Raw genomic sequence first — 17458 nt, 5'->3', positions numbered from 1 at the left:
CCCTCGGCGGTTTCAGGGGGTCGTTGCACCACCGTTGAAGTCCAGAAGTGTAGCCAGACGCTCGGCTGGTGTGTGCCAGCCGAGGGTCATCCGTGGGCGACCGTTGAGTTCGGCCGCGACAGCGGCCAACTCTTCGGGTGTGTGCCGGGTGAGGTCAGTGCCTTTCGGGAGGTATCGGCGCAGGAGTCCGTTGGTGTTCTCGTTGGATCCGCGTTGCCAGGGCGAGTGGGGTCCCAGAAGTAGACCGGCATGCCCGTCGCGGTGCTGGACTGGTGATGCAATGCCATTTCGACGCCCTGGTCCCAGGTCAGTGACCGTTTCAGATGCTGCGGCAGTGTCGCGACGATGTGCAGCAGGGCGTCACGGACGTGCTCGGCGTTCTGGCTGCTGGCGGTGCGGCCGGCGCACGGCTCGGCCGGTGCGCAGAACGGCGACCAGTTCGCGGCGTAACGAGCCGCGGCCTCGGACGTAGATGGCCTGGTAGAGCGTTTCGTGGGACACGTGCCACTCGCTTTGCTCCAGGTGTTCTAGGCATAGCCGGCGGCTGATCTGCTGCGGGCTGTATCGCTGTTCGGGCATGGCTTGCACTGCCTGGTGCAGCGGCTGGTTGACGGCGAGTCTGCGGGGCTTGGGCCGAGGCCGGCGGCTCTGGGCATGCTGCTGCGCGGCGGTGCAGGGCTGACAACTGCCGTCGCGGTGGCGGTTACGGCGGACCTCCCGGCTGATCGTGCACCGCGGCCGGCCCAGCTCTGACGCGATCGCTGTCCGGCTGCCCCGGCCAGCAGCCGATCGGCGATCACGATCCGCACAGCCCGCGACAGATACCGCGGCGAACTCGCCGCCTCAGCCGCTGCGGCCGCGGCCGCAGCGGCTACCCGCCGCTCACGCTGCCTCGCCAACCGGTAGGCCCTACGAGAACGGCGCGAGTCGGCATGACGCCACTGGTAGCCGGTCCGCCGGTCCACACCGACAACCCGGCAGGCCCCAGTCGTGCCCATGCCCTGCGCCAGCAACTCGAAATACCGGCGCCGTTGCGTGTCCTTGGCGCCACCCGGCACCCAGCCGGCCACATGATCTGCAAACATTGCCAACCCCCAACGAGCAGGGGTGGTGCAACGTTCCCTTAGAAGCGGGCTCCCAGGGGGAGCCCCCCGCAGTCATTGTCGTCGAAATTGCGAGCCGGGAGCGGGTGCCCTGTGGACAGCCCGGGATTGTGGAAAACGTGGGCTCAGCGATAGTGGATGTATGACCGGGTGGCAGGGGTGGTTCTATTCGGACCCGCGGGATCCTCGGCTGCTCGTGCCTCGGCGGTCGGGGCTGGGGCTGACGCTGAACTTCGGGCATCCGGCCGCCTGGTGGGTTCTCGGCGGGATTCTCGCGGTCATGGTGGTCATCGCGGTGCTGGGCACCCTGCTGGAAGCGCGGTAACAAGCCCTCAGCCGAACCATCCCGGGACGTCGACCGGGAAGCCGGCCGCGGGCACGACCGTGCGCAGCGACGACTCCAGCTGGGCGACACCTTCGGCGCCGAGGGTGGTCACCCAGCGGGCCCGTAGGCGGTCGAAGATTTCGGCTGACTGGGTCAGCATGTCGAGGCCGTGGGGAGTCAGGCGGATCAGTTTGCGGCGGGCGTCGGACGGGTCGTCGGCGCGTTCGACGTAGCCGAGGGCGGCCAGGCGGTCGACTGTCTTGCCGGCGGCCTGTTTCGAGACTCCTAGGCGCCGGCCGATGTCGGTGGCTGAGGCGCCGTACGGGCCGATCGCCTGCATGGCGAAGCCGTGCACCGGGCGCACCTCGGTGTGGCCGCGCGCGGCCAGTTCGGCGTGCAGTTCGTCGATGAGGGAGCGGAACCCGGCGAAGAGCAGCAGGGGCAGCTCGAAGCCGGGCGGGTCGGCGTCAGCCATTGGCAAACTCGACAACCTGGTTTACTGTTTCGACAACCACGTTGACTAGTTTAGCGGAGGAATGATGTTCCCTCAGCACACCCTCGAATCCGCGCCGACCGGCTCGCGGCCGCTCATGAAAGACACCGTCGAGCACCTCGGCCACCTGCCCGACGCGGTCGCCCGCCTGGCCGAGTCGCCCGAGATGCTGGGCGGTTTCCTGCAGGCCAGCGCCCTCTTCGAAGGCAGCACCCTCGACCCGCTGGCCCGTGAGGTGGTCGTGATGGTGATCGCCGCGCGCAACGGCTGCCGCGTGTGCCTGGCCATGCACACCGGGCGCCTGCGCGCGCTGAACGCCGACGCAGCCCTGATCACTGCCCTGCGTACGGGAAAACCGCCCGCCGACGAGCGGCTGGCGGCCCTCTGGACCTTCACGATGCGGGTGCTCGAGACCGCGGGCGAAGTGCCCGACGAAGAGCTCAAGGACTTCCTGAGCGCCGGCTTCACCACTCGCAATGCGCTCGAGGTGGTGCTGGGCATCGGCACGTACACGATGTCGACCCTGGCCAACCGGATGGTCCGGGCCTGAGGCAAGGTCAGCGGGCGTTGATCAGCGCCATCGCCTCGGCGCGGACCTTGGCGTCGGTCTGGTAGGCGCCGCGGACCGCCGAGGTGACCGTGCGGGCGCCGACCTTGCGGATGCCTCGCATCTCCATGCACAGGTGCTCGCACTCGAGCACCACTATCGCCCCGCGAGCGTCCAGCTTCTCCATCAGCAGGTCGGCTATCTGCGAGGTCAGCCGCTCCTGCACCTGCGGCCGCCGGGCGTAGACCTCGACCAGCCGGGCCAGCTTGGAGAGCCCGGTGATGCGGCCGTTCGGGCCGGGGATGTAACCGATGTGGGCCACGCCCTTGAAGGGCAGCAGGTGGTGCTCGCACATGCTCATCACTTCGATGTCGCGGACGAGCACCATCTCTTCGTGGTCGGCCTCGAAGCTGGTCTTCAGCACCTCGGCCGGGTCGACCCGCAGGCCGGCGAAGAGTTCCGCGTACGCCCGGGCCACCCGGGCCGGGGTGCGTTCAAGACCATCGCGATCGGGATCTTCCCCGATCGCGATGAGAATCTCGCGAACCGCCTTCTCGATCCGCCCGAGGTCGACGGCCTGCTCGACCGGAGCACCGGTGAGCTTGCCGTCGACCAGCCGGGCGGCGAGATAGTCCAGCTCGTCGTCGTCGGAAATCAGTTGGCGCCTTCCGGGCTGCTGCCGTTCGGGTTGGGGCCGACGGCGATCTGCCCGTCCGCCTCGGCCTGAGTCCGCAGCTTCTCCCGCTCGGCGGGGGTGAGCACGGGCGGGGCCTCGGACGGCAGGCGCTTGCCGAAGCCGTTGAACGGCGACATCGGCGGGCGCTTGACCACGCGGGCACAGATCCGGTCCATGTCTTCCCGGGTGATGGTCTCTTTCTCCATCAGCTCGAGAACCATGCTGTCGAGCACGTCCCGGTACTCGACCAGGATCTCCCACGCCTCGTCGTGCGCCAGCTCGATGAGCGCGCGCACCTCGGCGTCGATGTCGGCCGCGACCGAGTCGGAGTAGTCCCGCTCGTGGCCCATGTTGCGGCCCATGAACGGCTCGTCCCCGCTGGTGCCGTACTTGACCGCACCGAGCTTGGAGCTCATGCCGTACTGGGTCACCATGGCCCGGGCCAGGCCGGACGCCTTCTCGATGTCGTTGCCGGCGCCGGTGGTGGGCTCGTGGAAGACGAGCTCTTCCGCCGCGCGGCCACCCAGCGCGTAGGCCAGGGTGTCGATCATCTCGGCCCGGGTCTGGGTGTACTTGTCTTCCGTCGGCAGCACCAGCGTGTGACCGAGCGAGCGGCCACGCGGAAGGATCGTCACCTTGTGCACCGGGGCGGAGTGCGGCAGCGCGTACGCCACTAGCGCGTGTCCACCCTCGTGGTACGCGGTGATCTTCTTCTCGTTGTCGCTCATCGCCCGCGTACGGCGTTCGGGGCCCGCGATGACGCGGTCGATCGACTCCTCGAGGAACTCGTTGGAGATCGCCCGCTTCTCGTTACGAGCGGTCAGCAGCGCGGCCTCGTTGATCACGTTGGCCAGGTCGGCGCCGGAGAAGCCCGGCGTGCGGCGGGCCACCGAGTCGAGGTCGACGTCGGGCGTGAACGGCTTGCCCTTGGCGTGGACGCGCAGGATCTGCTTGCGACCCTCCATGTCCGGGTTGTCGACCGGGATCTGCCGGTCGAAACGGCCGGGGCGCAGCAGCGCGGGGTCGAGGATGTCGGGCCGGTTGGTGGCCGCGATCAGGATGACCCCGCCCTTGGTGTCGAAGCCGTCCATCTCGACGAGCAACTGGTTGAGCGTCTGCTCGCGCTCGTCGTGACCGCCGCCCATGCCGGCGCCGCGGTGGCGGCCGACGGCGTCGATCTCGTCGACGAAGACGATCGCCGGGGCGTTCGACTTGGCCTGCTCGAACAGGTCGCGGACACGGCTGGCGCCGACACCCACGAACATCTCGACGAAGTCGGAACCCGAGATCGAGTAGAACGGCACCCCGGCCTCGCCGGCGACGGCGCGGGCCAGCAGGGTCTTACCCGTTCCGGGCGGGCCGAACAGCAGCACACCCTTCGGGATCTTGGCCCCGAGCGCCTGGTACTTCGCCGGGTTCTGCAGGAAGTCCTTGATCTCGTGCAGCTCCTGGACGGCCTCTTCCGAGCCCGCCACGTCGGCGAACGTCGTCTTCGGGGTGTCCTTGGTGATCATCTTCGCCTTGGACTTGCCGAAGTTGAGCACCCGGGAGCCGCCGCCCTGCATCTGCGACATGAACAGCAGCAGCAGGATCACCAGAATGGCGATCGGCAGCAGGTTGATCAGCAGGCTGAAGAGAATGTTGTCGCCCGAGACCGTCGTGTTGATCGTGCCCGTGATCCGGCCGGCCGTCTTGGCCTCCTGGACCTCGTTCCAGATCGTCTGCGTGACCTCGTACGGGTACTGGGTCTCGATCTTGTCGGTCTGCTTGCCCTCGAACCGCTCGGGCGTGGCGAGGTCGATCTGGAGCGTCTGCTCCTTGTCCTTCTGAACGACCTTCTTGATGCCGGGCTGGTTCAGGCGCTCGAGCGCCACCGAGGTATCTACGCGCTGGTAGCTCGGACCACTGGTGAAGAAGGAGCTCAGCGCAATAACGCCGATGATCACCAGAATGATCCAGACCACCGGGCGGCGGAAGAAACGCGTACGTTCCATACTGTTGTCGGGCGCCAAGCGCCCGGACCCTCCTGATCGGCGTCCTGGTCACCTCAACGTGCCGCCCACCGGCGGCCCCGGTCTGATACCCCCGCTGTCGTGGTGAAACCGTGGCGGTGAAATCTTCCCGGCCCCTCCGGCGCTTGTGACACTGCGCCATCGGTCACTCGACGGTACACCGTGGGTGCCGGTTACGAACCCGTGAGCCCGCTGCCCGGCCACTTCCCGGTCGTCGCCCGTTCAGCCTGCTTTAGTGGCAAAACCGCCCATAAGGACTGAATTCTGAGAAGGGGCTGAGAAACGGTTCAGCTACGGGCGTAGACCTCGGGCTTCAGCACCCCGACGTACGGCAGCTCGCGGTAGCGCTCGGCGAAGTCCAGACCGTAGCCGACCACGAACTCGTTCGGGATGTCGAAGCCGACGTACTTGACCGGCACCTGCACCTTCACGGCGTCCGGCTTGCGGAACAGCGCCACCACCTCGACGCTGGCCGCCGAGCGCGACTGCAGGTATTTCATCAGCCACGAGAGCGTCAGACCGGAGTCGACGATGTCCTCCACCACGACCACGTGCCGGCCGGTGATGTCCCGGTCTAGGTCTTTGAGGATGCGCACCACGCCGGACGAGGTGGTTCCCTGCCCGTACGAGGAGACGGCCATGAACTCCATCTCGGTCGACGGTCCGTAGTGGCCCAGCGAGCGCGCGAAGTCGGCCATGAACATGACAGCGCCCTTGAGCACGCAGACCAGCAGAATGCCGTCCTCGGCCTCGGCGTGGTCGGCGGAGACCTGCTTCGCCAGTTCGGCGATCTTTTCCCGGATCTGCTCCTCAGAGATGATCACGTGGTCGATGTCGGCGTCGTACCAGGAGCCATCAGCCATGGCTCCAGCCTGCCGCATGAAGGTTGCGGCCCGTCGCACGGGTCAGTGATCACGAGGCCCGGAACCGCAGGGAATCGGGCAGTTCCGCCCATGGCGTCCGCCGAATGCACACGGGGAGTGACAACTCTCACAGCCCGTCAGGGCACTCGAACGAGTACTCCCCGCTCACGAGCGACCTGGATGCCGCCCGGCAGGTGTACAGGCCCCTGACCGTGCCACTGCGTGACGAGGGCGTCCAGCGCCGCGACGTGCCGGTGCGAGAGCGCCCCGCCCGGCGCGCCGAGCCTCAAGGCCCACGAGTGCAGCACCCGCCGGCGGATCGCCCGGCTCATCGCCGATAGGTCGGAGACGTCCACCGAAGCAGCCGCCCCGGCCAGCCTGTCCAGCTCTTCGTTGTCGGCCGCGATCAGCTCGGCCGAGCGGGCCAGGTTGGCCACCACCGCTGGGCCCAGAGCCTCGACCAACGCCGGCAGAGCCGCACCGCGTACGCGTGAGCGTGCGAAAGCCGGATCGCTGTTGTGCGGGTCTTCCCACGGCGCCAGCCCGAGCGCCGCGCACGACTTGCGGGTGTCGGCCCGGGCCACGTCCAGCAGCGGCCGTACGAAGATCCCCTTGCGCGCGGGCATGCCGGAGAGCCCGCGTGGCCCCGCGCCCCGGGCCAGCGCCAGCAACACCGTCTCGGCCTGATCATCGCGAGTGTGCCCGAGCAGCACAGCCACCGCGCCGGCCCGCTCAGCGGCTGCGTTCAAGGCCTCGTACCGGGCCTCTCGCGCCGCCCCCTCGGGACCGCCCGGCCGCCCGGCCACCGAGACCGTCTCGACCATGACCGGGGACAAGCCGGCGCCGGAGGCCCAGGCGGCCACGTCGGCGGCCCGCGCGGCCGAGCCGTCCTGCAGGCCGTGATCCACGGTCACCAACCCGACCGAGCGCCCCACGAAGCGGGCCGCCGCGGCCAGGGCCAGCGAATCAGCCCCGCCCGAGCACGCCACCAGCACGAGACCGTCGGCTGGCAGCACCCGCCGAACGGCCTGCCGGATGGTGGCGACAGCGGGCGGGATGCGGGCCACTTACCCGCCGATCGCCGGCTGCGGGCCGTGCACGCGAGCCACCCAGGCGTCCGGGTCGCCCAGCTCGTCGAGCCGGGGCAGGGTCAGCGGCGAGTCGAAGATCTTGTTGAAGCCGTTCATGCCGACCCGCTCGACCACGCCGTGCACGAACTTGCGGCCCTCGGCGTACTGGCGCATCTTGACCTCGATGCCGAGCAGCCGCCGGATCGCCTTCTCGAGCGGGTTGCCGCTCTCGCGACGGTGGTTGAACTTGGCCCGGATCGACTCGACGCTCGGGATCACGTCCGGCCCGACGCCGTCCATCACGAACTCGGCGTGCCCCTCGAGCAGGGTCATCAGCGCGGTCAGCCGGTCGAGCACGGCCTTCTGCCCAGGGGTCTGCACGATGTCGAGCACCGACGAGCGCGAATCGGGGTCGCGCAGCGCGTCGGACAGCGTGGCCACGCCCCGGCGCAGCCGCTCGAGAATGTGCTCGGTGCTCTGCGAGGCGTCGACGAAGGCCTGCACCTCGCCCAGGAAGTAGCCGCGCATCCACGGGACGGCGGTGAACTGGGTGCGGTGGGTGACCTCGTGCAGGCAGACCCAGAGCCGGAAGTCGCGCGGGTCGGCGCCCAGCTTGCGCTCGACCTCGACGATGTTGGGCGCGTTGAGCAGCAGCTGGCCGGGATTGCCGGAGAACACCTCGTACTGCCCCAGCACGCGGCCGGACAGGTAGGCCAGGATGGTGCCGGCCTGCACGCCGGTGACCCGGGAGCCGATCGCGTCGGCCAGCCCGCCCGGCTGCTTGTCGCCGGAGAGCCGGGTGACCAGCGGAATGATCACCTGTTTGAGGCCTTCGATGTTGACGGCGGCCCAGTCCTTGCGGTCGACCACGCGGACCGGCGGCACCTCGACCTGCGAGGACAGGCCCGTGTAGGCCGCGACGTGGCCGGCCGCCTCGTCGGTGAGATCCCGCAGCTCGGTCACCACCGCCATCGCGTCCTCGTAGGAGACCGTCGGGCCCGATTTCGACAGCGCGCCGGCGGTCGCGGCGGCCAGATCCCAATCAACGAACTGCGCCATCACCCCACCGTACCCGCGGGATTCCAGGCCATCCTCGGGTGAAACCCTGAGATCAGCAGCCGCACGAAACGAGCTTCGCCGCCACGGCATCGAGCGCCGCCCGCCCCGTGATCGCGTTCCCGGAACCGCTCGCCATGATCGCGAAGACCAGCAGGCGCCCGTCGGCCGTCGTCAGGGTTCCGGCCATCGTGTTGACCCCGCTCAGCGTGCCGGTCTTGGCCCGTACGACGCCCTGCCCGCCCTGATTCGGCTTGGGCGTCACGAACCGCTTGAGCATCGTTCCCGACCAGCCCGCCACCGGGAGCCCGCCGAAGATCGCACTCAGCGCGGGCTGCTGACCCGAGGCGGCCAGCGACAGCAGCTGGGTGAGCATGGTCGGGCTGATCCCGTTGTTGCGCGACAGCCCGCTCGCGTCGTACAGGTCGGCCTCGTCGGCCGGCAGCCCCAGGTCACGCATCCGCCCGACGATCGCCTCGGTGGCGTCGTCGAACGTGCCCGGCTTGCCACCGGCCAGCGCCACCTGCCGGCCCAGCACCTCGGCCGCGGTGTTGTCGCTCTGCTCGAGCATCCAGTCAGTGAGCTGCACCATCGGAGGCGACTGGACCACGCCGAGCGGTTGCCCCGCCGACTCGGGCGCCTTCCCCTTGCGTACGGCCGACGAAGGCACACCCAGCATCTTGGCGAACGCCTTGGCCGCCGCGTCGGCCGGATTCGACGCCCGCGGGTCCCCGCCGAACTCATTGTGAATCGGCTTGACCCGGCCCGCGTTGACCATCAGCGCCTGGATCCGTGAGACCTGCCCGAACGAGATGTCGCTCGAGTCCCAGCCCTTGGCCGTCTCGGGCCCGCTGAACAGCGACGTGTCGTACAGCAGCCGGGTCGGCTTGGTGGCGCCCAGCGACTTCTTGACCTGCGCCGCGAGCAGATCGAGCCGGGCCGCGCCCGGGAAGAGCGTGTTCCTGGTGGTCGCGAGCGTGGGGTCACCGCCGCCGATCAGCACGACCTCACCCGGCGCGCTACCAGCAACGACGCGCGTGCTGAGCCGGTACGAGGGCCCGCGCGCGTCCAGCACCGCCGCCGCCGTCAACAGCTTCGTCGTCGAGGCGGGAGTGGTCATCGTGTCGGCGTTGCGCGAGTAGAGAACGTCACCCGAGGTCACATCCAGCACCGCGACGTGCACCTTCGTGCCCATCGCGGGCGACTTGACCAACGGGTCGATCGCCTTGGTCGCGGACGCGGCGGTGAGTTCCGTTCCCCCACCGTTCGCCGCGGCCAAGACGGGCGTAGGCGACGGGTCGGGCGTCGTCGGCGCCGGGGTCGGCTCGCTGGTCGGTTCGGCCGACGACAGCCACCTGTCGACCGGACCGGGTCGAAGGATTCCGACGACTCCCGCGGCTGCGACAAGAGCAATAACCAAGCCAAGAACTACAAATAATTTCGTACGGGACTTCCGGGCTCCGCCGCCTGCGGGCATCATCCCGTCGTCAGCACCTGCAGAGGCCCCGCCCCCTGGAGGCCCCACCGGCGGCAGCTCCGACAGCGCACCAACCGGCCCACCCCTGGGGGGCCCTGCCGACGAAGCCGACAGCCCACCAGCTGACCCGCCGCTTGCGGACCCCGCCGGTGGCCCACCAACCGAACCGCCTCCCGAGGGCCCCGCCGGCGGGAAGGCCGACAGCCCCTCGACCGGCCCAGGCGGCACGGCCACAGAAGTCGCCGCCGGAAATGCTGGTGTTGTCGCGGGCGGCAATGCCGGCGGGAACGCGGGCGATGCCGCCGGCGCAGAGGCGGGCGGTAGGGCCAGTGGGCCGGCAGCCGAAGCAGCCGGGCCGGGCGATGTGGGCCGCACGGTATTCAGCGGAACCGAAGCCCGCCCATACGTGCCGCCAGCGGCCGGGGACCCAGGCGCGGTGGCCCAAGCGCCTTGAGCCCGCTCCTCCGCTGCTGGCTGCGGCGCCGCGGGTAGCCCGGCCGGCTGCGACCGCGGCCCGAACGACGCTTGCGCCGGTTGCGCCGACGAAGTCCACGGCTGCGCCTGTGACGCCATCGGCGGCTGGGACTGCGGCGGCTGCACGAACGGCGGCTGCCCCTGCGCCCCACGCTGCGATTGCGCGGTCGGCGGTTGCCCCTGTGCCGCGGGCTGCGGATGCGAAGCATCTGGCGGCTGCCCTTGCGCTCCACGCTGCGGCTGCGCCGTTGACTGAGCTTTCGCTCCGTACTGCGCTGCCGGTGGCTGCACGAGCGGAGCAGCTGGCGGCTGGGCTTGCGCTCCACGATGCGATTGCGCTGTGGGCGGCTGCGCCGGGTGGGGTGGCTGCGATGACTGGGGGGTGCCGTCGTGCAGGATGCTGCCTCCGGTGGCCCGTGCGGGGGGCGGCGGCGACAGGTCGCGCGTCTTCTCGCCGGGGGTTCGCTCGGGGTCCCGGGCCGGCGTCTGCGGCTGCATGACCCGATTTTCCGGCCCATTCGCGACGGCGCGCGGTGATTGCCCCGATTGGGGGGCGCTCCCGCCGGCAATCTGTGCCCGACCGGCCACCCCGGGCGGCCGAACGGCCGACGGCGGCACGGTCGCCCGACCCTCGCCTACGGCCGGTTCGGGTGATGGCCGGGACGCCTGTGCACCCCCGTGACCACTGAGATCGACCGTCGCACCGGCTTGGGGCGAAGCGACACCCGTCACGCCCTCGGCCGGGTTACCGTTTCCAGAGCCGCCATGCGACTCGGACACGCCGTCGTATCCGGGACCATCGTGTGAATCTTGCCTCCCCACGAGCCCCTCCTAGAGCGCGGCGTAAGACTTAGGGGAGACTAGCGACATCCGGCACACCGTCGCGCGCGGATCCTGTCGGCCGCCTGACCGGCCGCAGTGTTCTCGCCCGGCCCGGTTTCTTTCAGCGGGCGAACAAGGGAGCACAAAATGGATTTCGACGTAGTGGTTGAGATCCCCAAGGGCCACCGCAACAAGTACGAGGTCGACCACAAGACGGGCCGCATCCGGCTCGACCGCACGCTGTTCACCTCGACTCAGTACCCGGCCGACTACGGCTTCATCGAGGGCACCCTGGGCCAGGACGGCGACCCGCTCGACGCGCTCGTGCTGGTGCAGGAGCCGACCTTCCCCGGCTGCCTGATCCGGGCCCGGGCCATCGGCATGTACCGGATGACCGACGAGAAGGGCCGCGACGACAAGGTTCTCTGCGTGCCGTTCGAAGACCCGCGTCAGGAGCACCTGCGCGACATTCACCACCTGGGCGAGTTCGACCGGATGGAGATCCAGCACTTCTTCACGGTCTACAAGGACCTCGAGCCGGGCAAGTCGGTCGAGGGCGCCACCTGGACGGGCCGGGTCGAGGCGGAGGAAGAGATCCGGGCGTCGTTCAAGCGCCAGGAGGCCGCCGAGGCCGAGGGCCTCGAGCACTGACGCAAGCCCGCACATACAGATAAGAGCCGCGCCCCGCCGTCGCCCGCCGACGTCGCGCGGCCCCGCGAGCGCGCGGGCGGTCCCGGACCGCCCGCGCGTCGCTGTAAAAACGCAAGGTCGCTGTAAGAACGCAAGGTCGCTGTAAGAACGACGAGGCGCTGTAAGACGAAATGTCGCTGGAAGAACGTCGACTCGCTGCAGGAACCGAAGATCAGGACAGGCTGATGTCGCCCACGGCGTCGTACAGGCCGACGACCGCGCACGCCACCGGGATCACCGACACCACGACCAGCGTGTCGAACAGGTCGGCGGCCCGCCCCAGGTACGGCGACGGCGGCTTGCGCGAATAGGTCGCGCCCGCCACCACCGTGATCAGCGCGAGAGCCAAGGCCCCGGCGGTCACCCCGAGCAGCATCACCGGGTCCGAGCCACGCAGCAGGTCGAGACCGAGCGCGGCCACCCCGGCCAGCCCGCCCACGACCAGCGGCACCCGCTGGCGCAGCGTGATGAACAGCCGCGAGCGCAGCAGCAGGGCCGCCGCCGACACCGCGATCAGGATGCGGGCCGAGAGGGTGCCCGCGACGGCCAGGACGGTGAACGCGCCCACGGCCAGCACGGCGTGGCCCAGCAGCATGCCGGCCAGCAGTTCTTCGGTACGCGTCACGGCCGCGAAGACGGTCGCCCGGTCCGGCCGTTCGCGGGCCGCGTCGAGCGCGCTCGACGTGCTCGCCGTCGTGAAGCCTTCGGAGGCCTCGGCCCCGGTGGGCAGCGTGACCGGCGGGGTCGGCATCTTGCCGAAGCGGATGGCCAGCAGCGGCAGCGCGCCGATGCCGCAGACCAGGATCGAGATCAGCACCGCGGCCGCGCCGGCGGCCGTCGTCACCATGCTGACCAGGGCCGCGACCGCGCCGAAGAGGCCGGCCACCGCGCCCGCCGTGAACAACCGCAGCCGGGCCGCCACCCCGACCGCGCCCAGCGCCGCGATCAGCAGCAGCGCGACCGACCCGGCCAGCAGCTCGGAGCCGCCCAGCCACGGCAGCAGCCCGACCACGCCGACCCGGTCGTCGGTGGCGACCAGGACGGCCCCGCCGGCGAAGGCGAACGGCATGGCGTAAGCACCAAGGGCGGCGCCGGCCCTGGCATCGCCGTACGCGCGGGAAGCAGTGACCCCGGCCAGCGCGAGCAGCACCGCCAGGCCGAGGCCCGCGAAGGCCGCGCCGTTCCAGGATGGCCCGGCGGCGAGCACCGCGAACAGGCCGAGAGCGAGAAGGACACCCGCGCCGACCAATGTGGCCGTTCGCGTGGAGGACGGCGTCCAAGCGCTGCCGCGGCGGCGCGCGCCCTCGGCGATGGCCTCGACCACGTCGTCGTACTCGAGCTCGGGCCACTCGTCGTGGGCGGGCACCAGATGCAGGATCTCGCCATCGCGTACGCCCTGCGGGAAAAGACCCTGGGCGGTGGCGAGCGCGACCCCGTCCGTACGCCGCAGCACCCACCCGCCGTGCTTCTCGCCGTCGTCGGCCAGGCCTTCGCCAGCGTGTCGCAGCACCTCAGGCAGCAGTTCGGCCAGGGGCACGTGTTCGGGCAGCGCCACGTCGATGCGGCGCTGCGGCGCGCTGATGGTCACCCGCGCCAGACCGATGCTCATGGATCGCCTCCCCCGTCGAGCGTCGCATATGCCATCGAAGGTGACGAGGCTGCGAACGCGAGCAGACTTTACCTACCATGGGGCCGACGCGACGTCCGGCGACGGACCCGCGCACAGGGAGTGACCATCACACCCTTGTGGACGAAAGGGATATAACGCGGCATGAGCACGGTGGTGATCAAACGGTCGGCCCGGCGGCCCGCGCCGGAGATTCCGACCGGAGAGATCGCTGTCGAGCCGCCGCCCGAGATCCCGCAGGCCACGGGCGGCCGCTGGCAGCAGGCCATGATGGCGCTGCCCATGCTGGGCGGCTCGGTCGCGATGGCGATGATGATGGGTCAGGGCCGCGGCGGCGCCTACTCCTATGTGATCGGTGGCCTGTTCGGCGTTTCGTCGATCGCGATGATGGCGACCAGCTTCGGTTCGAACGGCTCGCCCAAGAAGGCCGAGATGATGGCGGCCCGCCGCGAATACCTGCGGCACCTGTCCGGCCTGCGCAAACGTGTTCGTGAGACGGCCCGCAAGCAGCGCGTCGGCCTGCTCTACCGCCACCCCGACCCGACCAAGCTGTGGTCGACGGCCGGCAGCCACCGGGTGTGGGAGAGGCGCACCAGCGATCCCGATTTCGGCGTCGTACGGCTGGCAGTGGGCCCGCAGACGCTGGCCACCCCGCTGCTGCCTCCGGTGACCCGGCCGCTCGACGAGCTCGAGCCGATGACGGCCGGCGCACTCCGGCGCTTCCTCGACGCGTACTCAGTAGTTCCCGATCTTCCCGTCGCCGCCTCGCTGCGCGGTTTCGCCCGGGTGTTCCTGCGCGGCCCCGAGGCCGACGTCCAGGGCCTGTCCCGCGCCATGATCACCCAGCTGGCCACCTTCCACGCCCCCGACGACCTGATCGTGGCGATCTGCGCCGGGCCGGAAAGGCGCTCCGACTGGGAGTGGGCCAAGTGGCTGCCACACAACCTGCACCCGGCCCGCACCGACGCGCTCGGTCACGTGCGGCTGGTCGCCAGCACCGGCCAAGAGCTGGAACAGCTGCTGGAAGACGTGATCGGCAACCGCCCGCGGTTCGGTTCCGGCGGGCACAGCTCGCCGCACGTGGTGATCGTGCTCGACGGGGCCGGACTGCGCGGCGCCACCCAGCTCGACGACGGCATCGACGGTGTCACCGTCCTCGATCTCGACGAGCAGCCGCCGCGCCTGCTCGACCGGTCGCTGCTGGTGCTCGAGGTGGCCCAGCACGGCGGCCGGCGGGTGCTCAACACCTATTCGATGGAGCACGAGGCCGAGGTCGGCACGCCGGACAGACTCAGCGTCGAGCAGGCCGAGGCGGTCGCCCGCCGGCTGTCCCCGCTGCGGCTGGCCGCCATGTCGAAGTCGGCCGACACCCCGCTGGCGGCCGAGATGGGCCTGTCCGACCTGCTCGGCATCGGCGAGCCGGACACGTTCAGCGTGGCCCAGGCCTGGATGCCCCGACCCAACCGCGACAAGCTGCGGGTGCCGATCGGCGTCGGGGCCGACGGCGCCCCGGTCGAGCTCGACCTCAAAGAGTCGGCCCAGGACGGCATGGGCCCGCACGGCCTGCTCATCGGGGCCACCGGTTCCGGCAAGTCCGAGCTGCTGCGCACATTGGTGCTGGCCCTGGCCACGACGCACTCGTCCGAGACGCTGAACTTCGTCCTCATCGACTTCAAGGGCGGCGCGACCTTCGCCTCGCTCGACCGGCTGCCGCACACGGCGGCCGTGATCACCAACCTGGCCGACGAGTTGCCGCTGGTCGACCGCATGGTCGACGCGATCGACGGCGAGATGATCCGCCGGCAAGAGGTGCTGCGCAAAGCAGGCAACTACGCCAGCCTGCGCGACTACGAGAAGGCGCGGGCCGGGGGCGCCGCCCTGCCGCCGCTGCCGTCGCTGCTGGTCATCTGTGACGAGTTCTCCGAGCTGTTGTCGGCCAAACCGGACTTCATCGACCTGTTCGTCCAGATCGGACGACTGGGCCGCTCGCTCGGCGTGCATCTGCTGCTGGCCAGCCAGCGGCTCGAGGAGGGCCGGCTGCGCGGCCTCGACACCCACCTGTCGTACCGCGTGGGTCTGCGGACCTTCTCGGCGCTCGAGTCGCGCGCCGTACTGGGAGTTCCCGACGCGTACGAGTTGCCGAGGTCGCCCGGGCACGGCTACCTCAAGTTCGGCACCGAGCCGCTGCTGCGCTTCAAGGCGGCGTACGTGTCGGGACCGATGGCCAAGGCCGGCGCCCGCGCCGCCGCCGGTGGCCCCGGCGCCGACCCGCAGGTGCTGCCGTACTCGACCCGGTACGTCCCGGCGCCCAAGCCGATCAAACCGGTCGAGCCGCCGCCCGAAGAGACACCGGCCGGCGAGAGCGTGCTCGACGTGATGGTCGACCGCCTCGGTGGGCAGGGACCGCCGGCCCACCAGGTGTGGCTGCCGCCGCTGACCGTGTCGGCCGCGCTCGACGAACTGCTGGGCCCGGTGGTGGCCGACCCGGTGCGCGGTCTGGCCTTCGCCAACCCCGAGCTGCACGGCGCCCTGCAGGTGCCGATCGCGCTGGTCGACAAGCCGCGCGAGCAGGTCCGCGACGTGATGTGGCTGCAGCTTTCGGGTCCGGCCGGGCACGTCGCGGTGGTCGGCTCGACGCTGAGCGGCAAGTCGACCGCGCTGCGCTCGATGATCTGCGGCCTGGCCCTGACCCACACCCCGGCCGAGGTGCAGGTCTACTGCCTCGACTTCGGTGGCGGCGCGCTGGGCACGCTGCGCGACCTGCCGCACGTCGGCGGAGTGTCGGGCCGTCTCGACGCGGTCGGCGTCAGGCGTACGGTGGGTGAAATGTCCACTTTGCTGGCTGAGCGCGAGGCCAGGTTCGGCGCGATGGGCATCGACTCGATGGCCTCGTACCGCCGGCGCCGAGCCAATCCGGCCAACCCGGGCACCGACACCGACCCGTTCGGCGACGTGTTCCTCGTGATCGACGGCTGGGCCACGCTCCGCAAAGAGTACGAAGAACTCGAACCGGTCATCACCGACATCGCCACCCGCGGCCTGTCGTACGGCATCCACGTCGTCGCCGCCACCTCGCGCTGGATGGACTTCCGGCCCGCGATCCGCGACCTGTTCGGCTCCCGCGTCGAGCTGCGGCTCGGCGACCCCAGCGACTCCACGGTCAACCGCCGGGCCGCCATGACCGTGCCCGAGAAGGCCGGCCGCGGCATCATCGAGCACCCGACCGACAAGAACAAGTTTCTGCACCTGCTGACCGTGCGGCCCGAGCTCAGCACCCTGGCCGACACCACTGATCTGGTCAAAGAGGTGGCGGCCAACTGGCACGGCGCCCCTGCTCCCCGCGTCCGGCTGCTTCCGGCCCTGGTCCCGTACGCGGAAATGGATCTTCACCGCAGCGGCGGCCTGCGCCTGCCCATCGGCATCAGCGAGGCCGACCTGCAGCCGGTCGAGATCGACTTCGCCTCGGACCCGCACTTCCTGCTGTTCGGCGACGCCGAGTGCGGCAAGTCGACGTTCCTGCGCGCGCTGGCCACCACGATCACGCAGCGCTTCGCGCCGGAAGAAGCCCGGATCATCCTGGTCGACTACCGCCGGTCGCTGATGGACCTGCCCGAGACGGAACACCGCATCGGGTACGGCATTCAGGCGCAGAAAACACTCGAGCTCATGCAATCGGTGGCCGGCTACATGGAACGCCGCCTGCCCGGCCCCGACGTGACCGCCCAGCAACTGCGCGAGCGCTCGTGGTGGACCGGGCCCGAGCTGTTCGTGCTGGTCGACGACTACGACCTAGTCGTGGCCGGCCCGACCAACCCGCTCACCCCGCTGCTGGAATACCTGCCCCAGGCCCGCGACGTCGGCCTGCACCTGATCCTGACCCGGCGGGCCGGTGGGGCCGGGCGGGCGCTCTACGAGCCGGTCATCCAGCGGCTGCGCGAACTGTCCGCGCCCGGCCTGGTGATGTCCGGACCGTCCGACGAGGGCCCGCTGGTCGGCGCCGTCCGGCCCGCGCTGATGCCGCCGGGCCGGGGGCGTCTGCTCACTCGGCGTGAGGGCGTGAGGCTGATTCAGTTGGCACACCTGGCGCCGTACTGACATGCGCGCGGAATTAACAGACAGGCGGTGCGATAGGCATAGACAGACAGCAGCCGCTGGGGCCGGTTTCGGAGTAATCTGCATCGACCATCCAGGATCAGAATGGCGATGCGAACTTGAGCGCTGAA

Annotated in this window: 12 protein-coding genes and 1 pseudogene; 4 read left to right on the top strand and 9 right to left on the bottom strand. The window is 70.1% G+C overall.

From position 1 onward, the window contains the following. Window positions 1-12 precede the first annotated feature (12 nt). A pseudogene (locus OWR29_RS48330) lies at window positions 13-564 on the bottom strand (IS30 family transposase); the annotation flags it as partial. A 681-nt stretch (window positions 565-1245) separates the two neighbouring features. Between OWR29_RS48330 and OWR29_RS31610 the strand changes: the two are divergent. Further along, on the top strand, window positions 1246-1428 hold the full coding sequence (locus tag OWR29_RS31610; RefSeq protein ID WP_267567027.1) for a DUF5808 domain-containing protein: 183 nt from the start codon (window positions 1246-1248) through the stop codon (window positions 1426-1428). Between the two features lie 7 nt (window positions 1429-1435). On the opposite strand, the gene OWR29_RS31605 is transcribed toward OWR29_RS31610, so the two are convergent. Further along, the gene (locus OWR29_RS31605; protein ID WP_267567026.1) at window positions 1436-1903 is read right to left on the bottom strand and encodes a MarR family winged helix-turn-helix transcriptional regulator; all 468 of its coding nucleotides are present in this window, start codon (window positions 1901-1903) and stop codon (window positions 1436-1438) included. A gap of 61 nt (window positions 1904-1964) precedes the next feature. On the opposite strand from OWR29_RS31605, the gene OWR29_RS31600 reads away from it, so the two are divergent. Further along, window positions 1965-2471 (top strand): carboxymuconolactone decarboxylase family protein, encoded by a 507-nt coding sequence (locus OWR29_RS31600; protein ID WP_267567025.1) that lies wholly within the window; start codon window positions 1965-1967, stop codon window positions 2469-2471. A 7-nt stretch (window positions 2472-2478) separates the two neighbouring features. Here OWR29_RS31600 and folE read toward each other — a convergent pair whose 3' ends face one another. The 6 genes from folE to dacB form a co-directional block, all read right to left on the bottom strand. Then, a complete protein-coding gene (folE, locus tag OWR29_RS31595; protein ID WP_267567200.1) occupies window positions 2479-3126 on the bottom strand; it encodes a GTP cyclohydrolase I FolE in 648 nt (215 codons plus the stop codon). Then, the gene (ftsH, locus tag OWR29_RS31590; protein ID WP_267567024.1) at window positions 3123-5138 is read right to left on the bottom strand and encodes an ATP-dependent zinc metalloprotease FtsH; all 2016 of its coding nucleotides are present in this window, start codon (window positions 5136-5138) and stop codon (window positions 3123-3125) included. Before ftsH ends, folE begins: the two co-directional genes overlap by 4 nt. A 305-nt stretch (window positions 5139-5443) precedes the next feature. Continuing rightward, window positions 5444-6019 (bottom strand): hypoxanthine phosphoribosyltransferase, encoded by a 576-nt coding sequence (gene hpt / locus OWR29_RS31585; RefSeq protein WP_267567023.1) that lies wholly within the window; start codon window positions 6017-6019, stop codon window positions 5444-5446. A gap of 137 nt (window positions 6020-6156) precedes the next feature. Then, on the bottom strand, window positions 6157-7086 hold the full coding sequence (gene tilS / locus OWR29_RS31580) for a tRNA lysidine(34) synthetase TilS (RefSeq protein WP_267567022.1): 930 nt from the start codon (window positions 7084-7086) through the stop codon (window positions 6157-6159). Beyond that, window positions 7087-8148, bottom strand: a complete 1062-nt coding sequence (locus OWR29_RS31575; RefSeq protein ID WP_267567021.1) for a zinc-dependent metalloprotease — start codon at window positions 8146-8148, stop codon at window positions 7087-7089. A 52-nt stretch (window positions 8149-8200) separates the two neighbouring features. Further along, window positions 8201-9424 carry a D-alanyl-D-alanine carboxypeptidase/D-alanyl-D-alanine endopeptidase gene (gene dacB / locus OWR29_RS31570; RefSeq protein ID WP_267567020.1) on the bottom strand — a complete coding sequence of 408 codons (1224 nt, stop codon included), beginning with the start codon at window positions 9422-9424 and terminating at the stop codon, window positions 8201-8203. 1641 nt (window positions 9425-11065) lie between these two features. On the opposite strand from dacB, the gene OWR29_RS31565 reads away from it, so the two are divergent. Beyond that, complete coding sequence (locus OWR29_RS31565) at window positions 11066-11569, top strand: inorganic diphosphatase (protein WP_253240572.1); 504 nt, start codon at window positions 11066-11068, stop codon at window positions 11567-11569. A 211-nt stretch (window positions 11570-11780) separates the two neighbouring features. On the opposite strand, the gene eccD is transcribed toward OWR29_RS31565, so the two are convergent. Further along, window positions 11781-13217, bottom strand: coding sequence for a type VII secretion integral membrane protein EccD (eccD, locus tag OWR29_RS31560; protein WP_267567019.1), 1437 nt, complete (start codon window positions 13215-13217; stop codon window positions 11781-11783). A gap of 162 nt (window positions 13218-13379) precedes the next feature. On the opposite strand from eccD, the gene eccCa reads away from it, so the two are divergent. Beyond that, entirely contained in the window at window positions 13380-17330 is a 3951-nt protein-coding gene (gene eccCa / locus OWR29_RS31555; RefSeq protein WP_267567018.1) for a type VII secretion protein EccCa, read from the top strand. Window positions 17331-17458 lie beyond the last annotated feature (128 nt).

Origin of the sequence: Paractinoplanes pyxinae (assembly GCF_026626335.1) — a bacterium.
Lineage (GTDB): Bacteria > Actinomycetota > Actinomycetes > Mycobacteriales > Micromonosporaceae > Actinoplanes > Actinoplanes pyxinae.
Note: the sequence above shows the minus strand (reverse complement) of the source record. Positions and strands in the feature narration are given on the sequence as shown.

Bases quoted from the DNA above. Each gene is read 5' to 3' on its own strand.
- ftsH (WP_267567024.1), bottom strand. From the start codon at position 5,138: ATGGAACGTACGCGTTTCTTCCGCCGCCCGGTGGTCTGGATCATTCTG.
- OWR29_RS31575 (WP_267567021.1), bottom strand. From the start codon at position 8,148: ATGGCGCAGTTCGTTGATTGGGATCTGGCCGCCGCGACCGCCGGCGCG.
- hpt (WP_267567023.1), bottom strand. From the start codon at position 6,019: ATGGCTGATGGCTCCTGGTACGACGCCGACATCGACCACGTGATCATC.
- OWR29_RS31610 (WP_267567027.1), top strand. From the start codon at position 1,246: ATGACCGGGTGGCAGGGGTGGTTCTATTCGGACCCGCGGGATCCTCGG.
- eccCa (WP_267567018.1), top strand. From the start codon at position 13,380: ATGAGCACGGTGGTGATCAAACGGTCGGCCCGGCGGCCCGCGCCGGAG.
- eccD (WP_267567019.1), bottom strand. From the start codon at position 13,217: ATGAGCATCGGTCTGGCGCGGGTGACCATCAGCGCGCCGCAGCGCCGC.
- OWR29_RS31565 (WP_253240572.1), top strand. From the start codon at position 11,066: ATGGATTTCGACGTAGTGGTTGAGATCCCCAAGGGCCACCGCAACAAG.
- OWR29_RS31605 (WP_267567026.1), bottom strand. From the start codon at position 1,903: ATGGCTGACGCCGACCCGCCCGGCTTCGAGCTGCCCCTGCTGCTCTTC.
- OWR29_RS31600 (WP_267567025.1), top strand. From the start codon at position 1,965: ATGATGTTCCCTCAGCACACCCTCGAATCCGCGCCGACCGGCTCGCGG.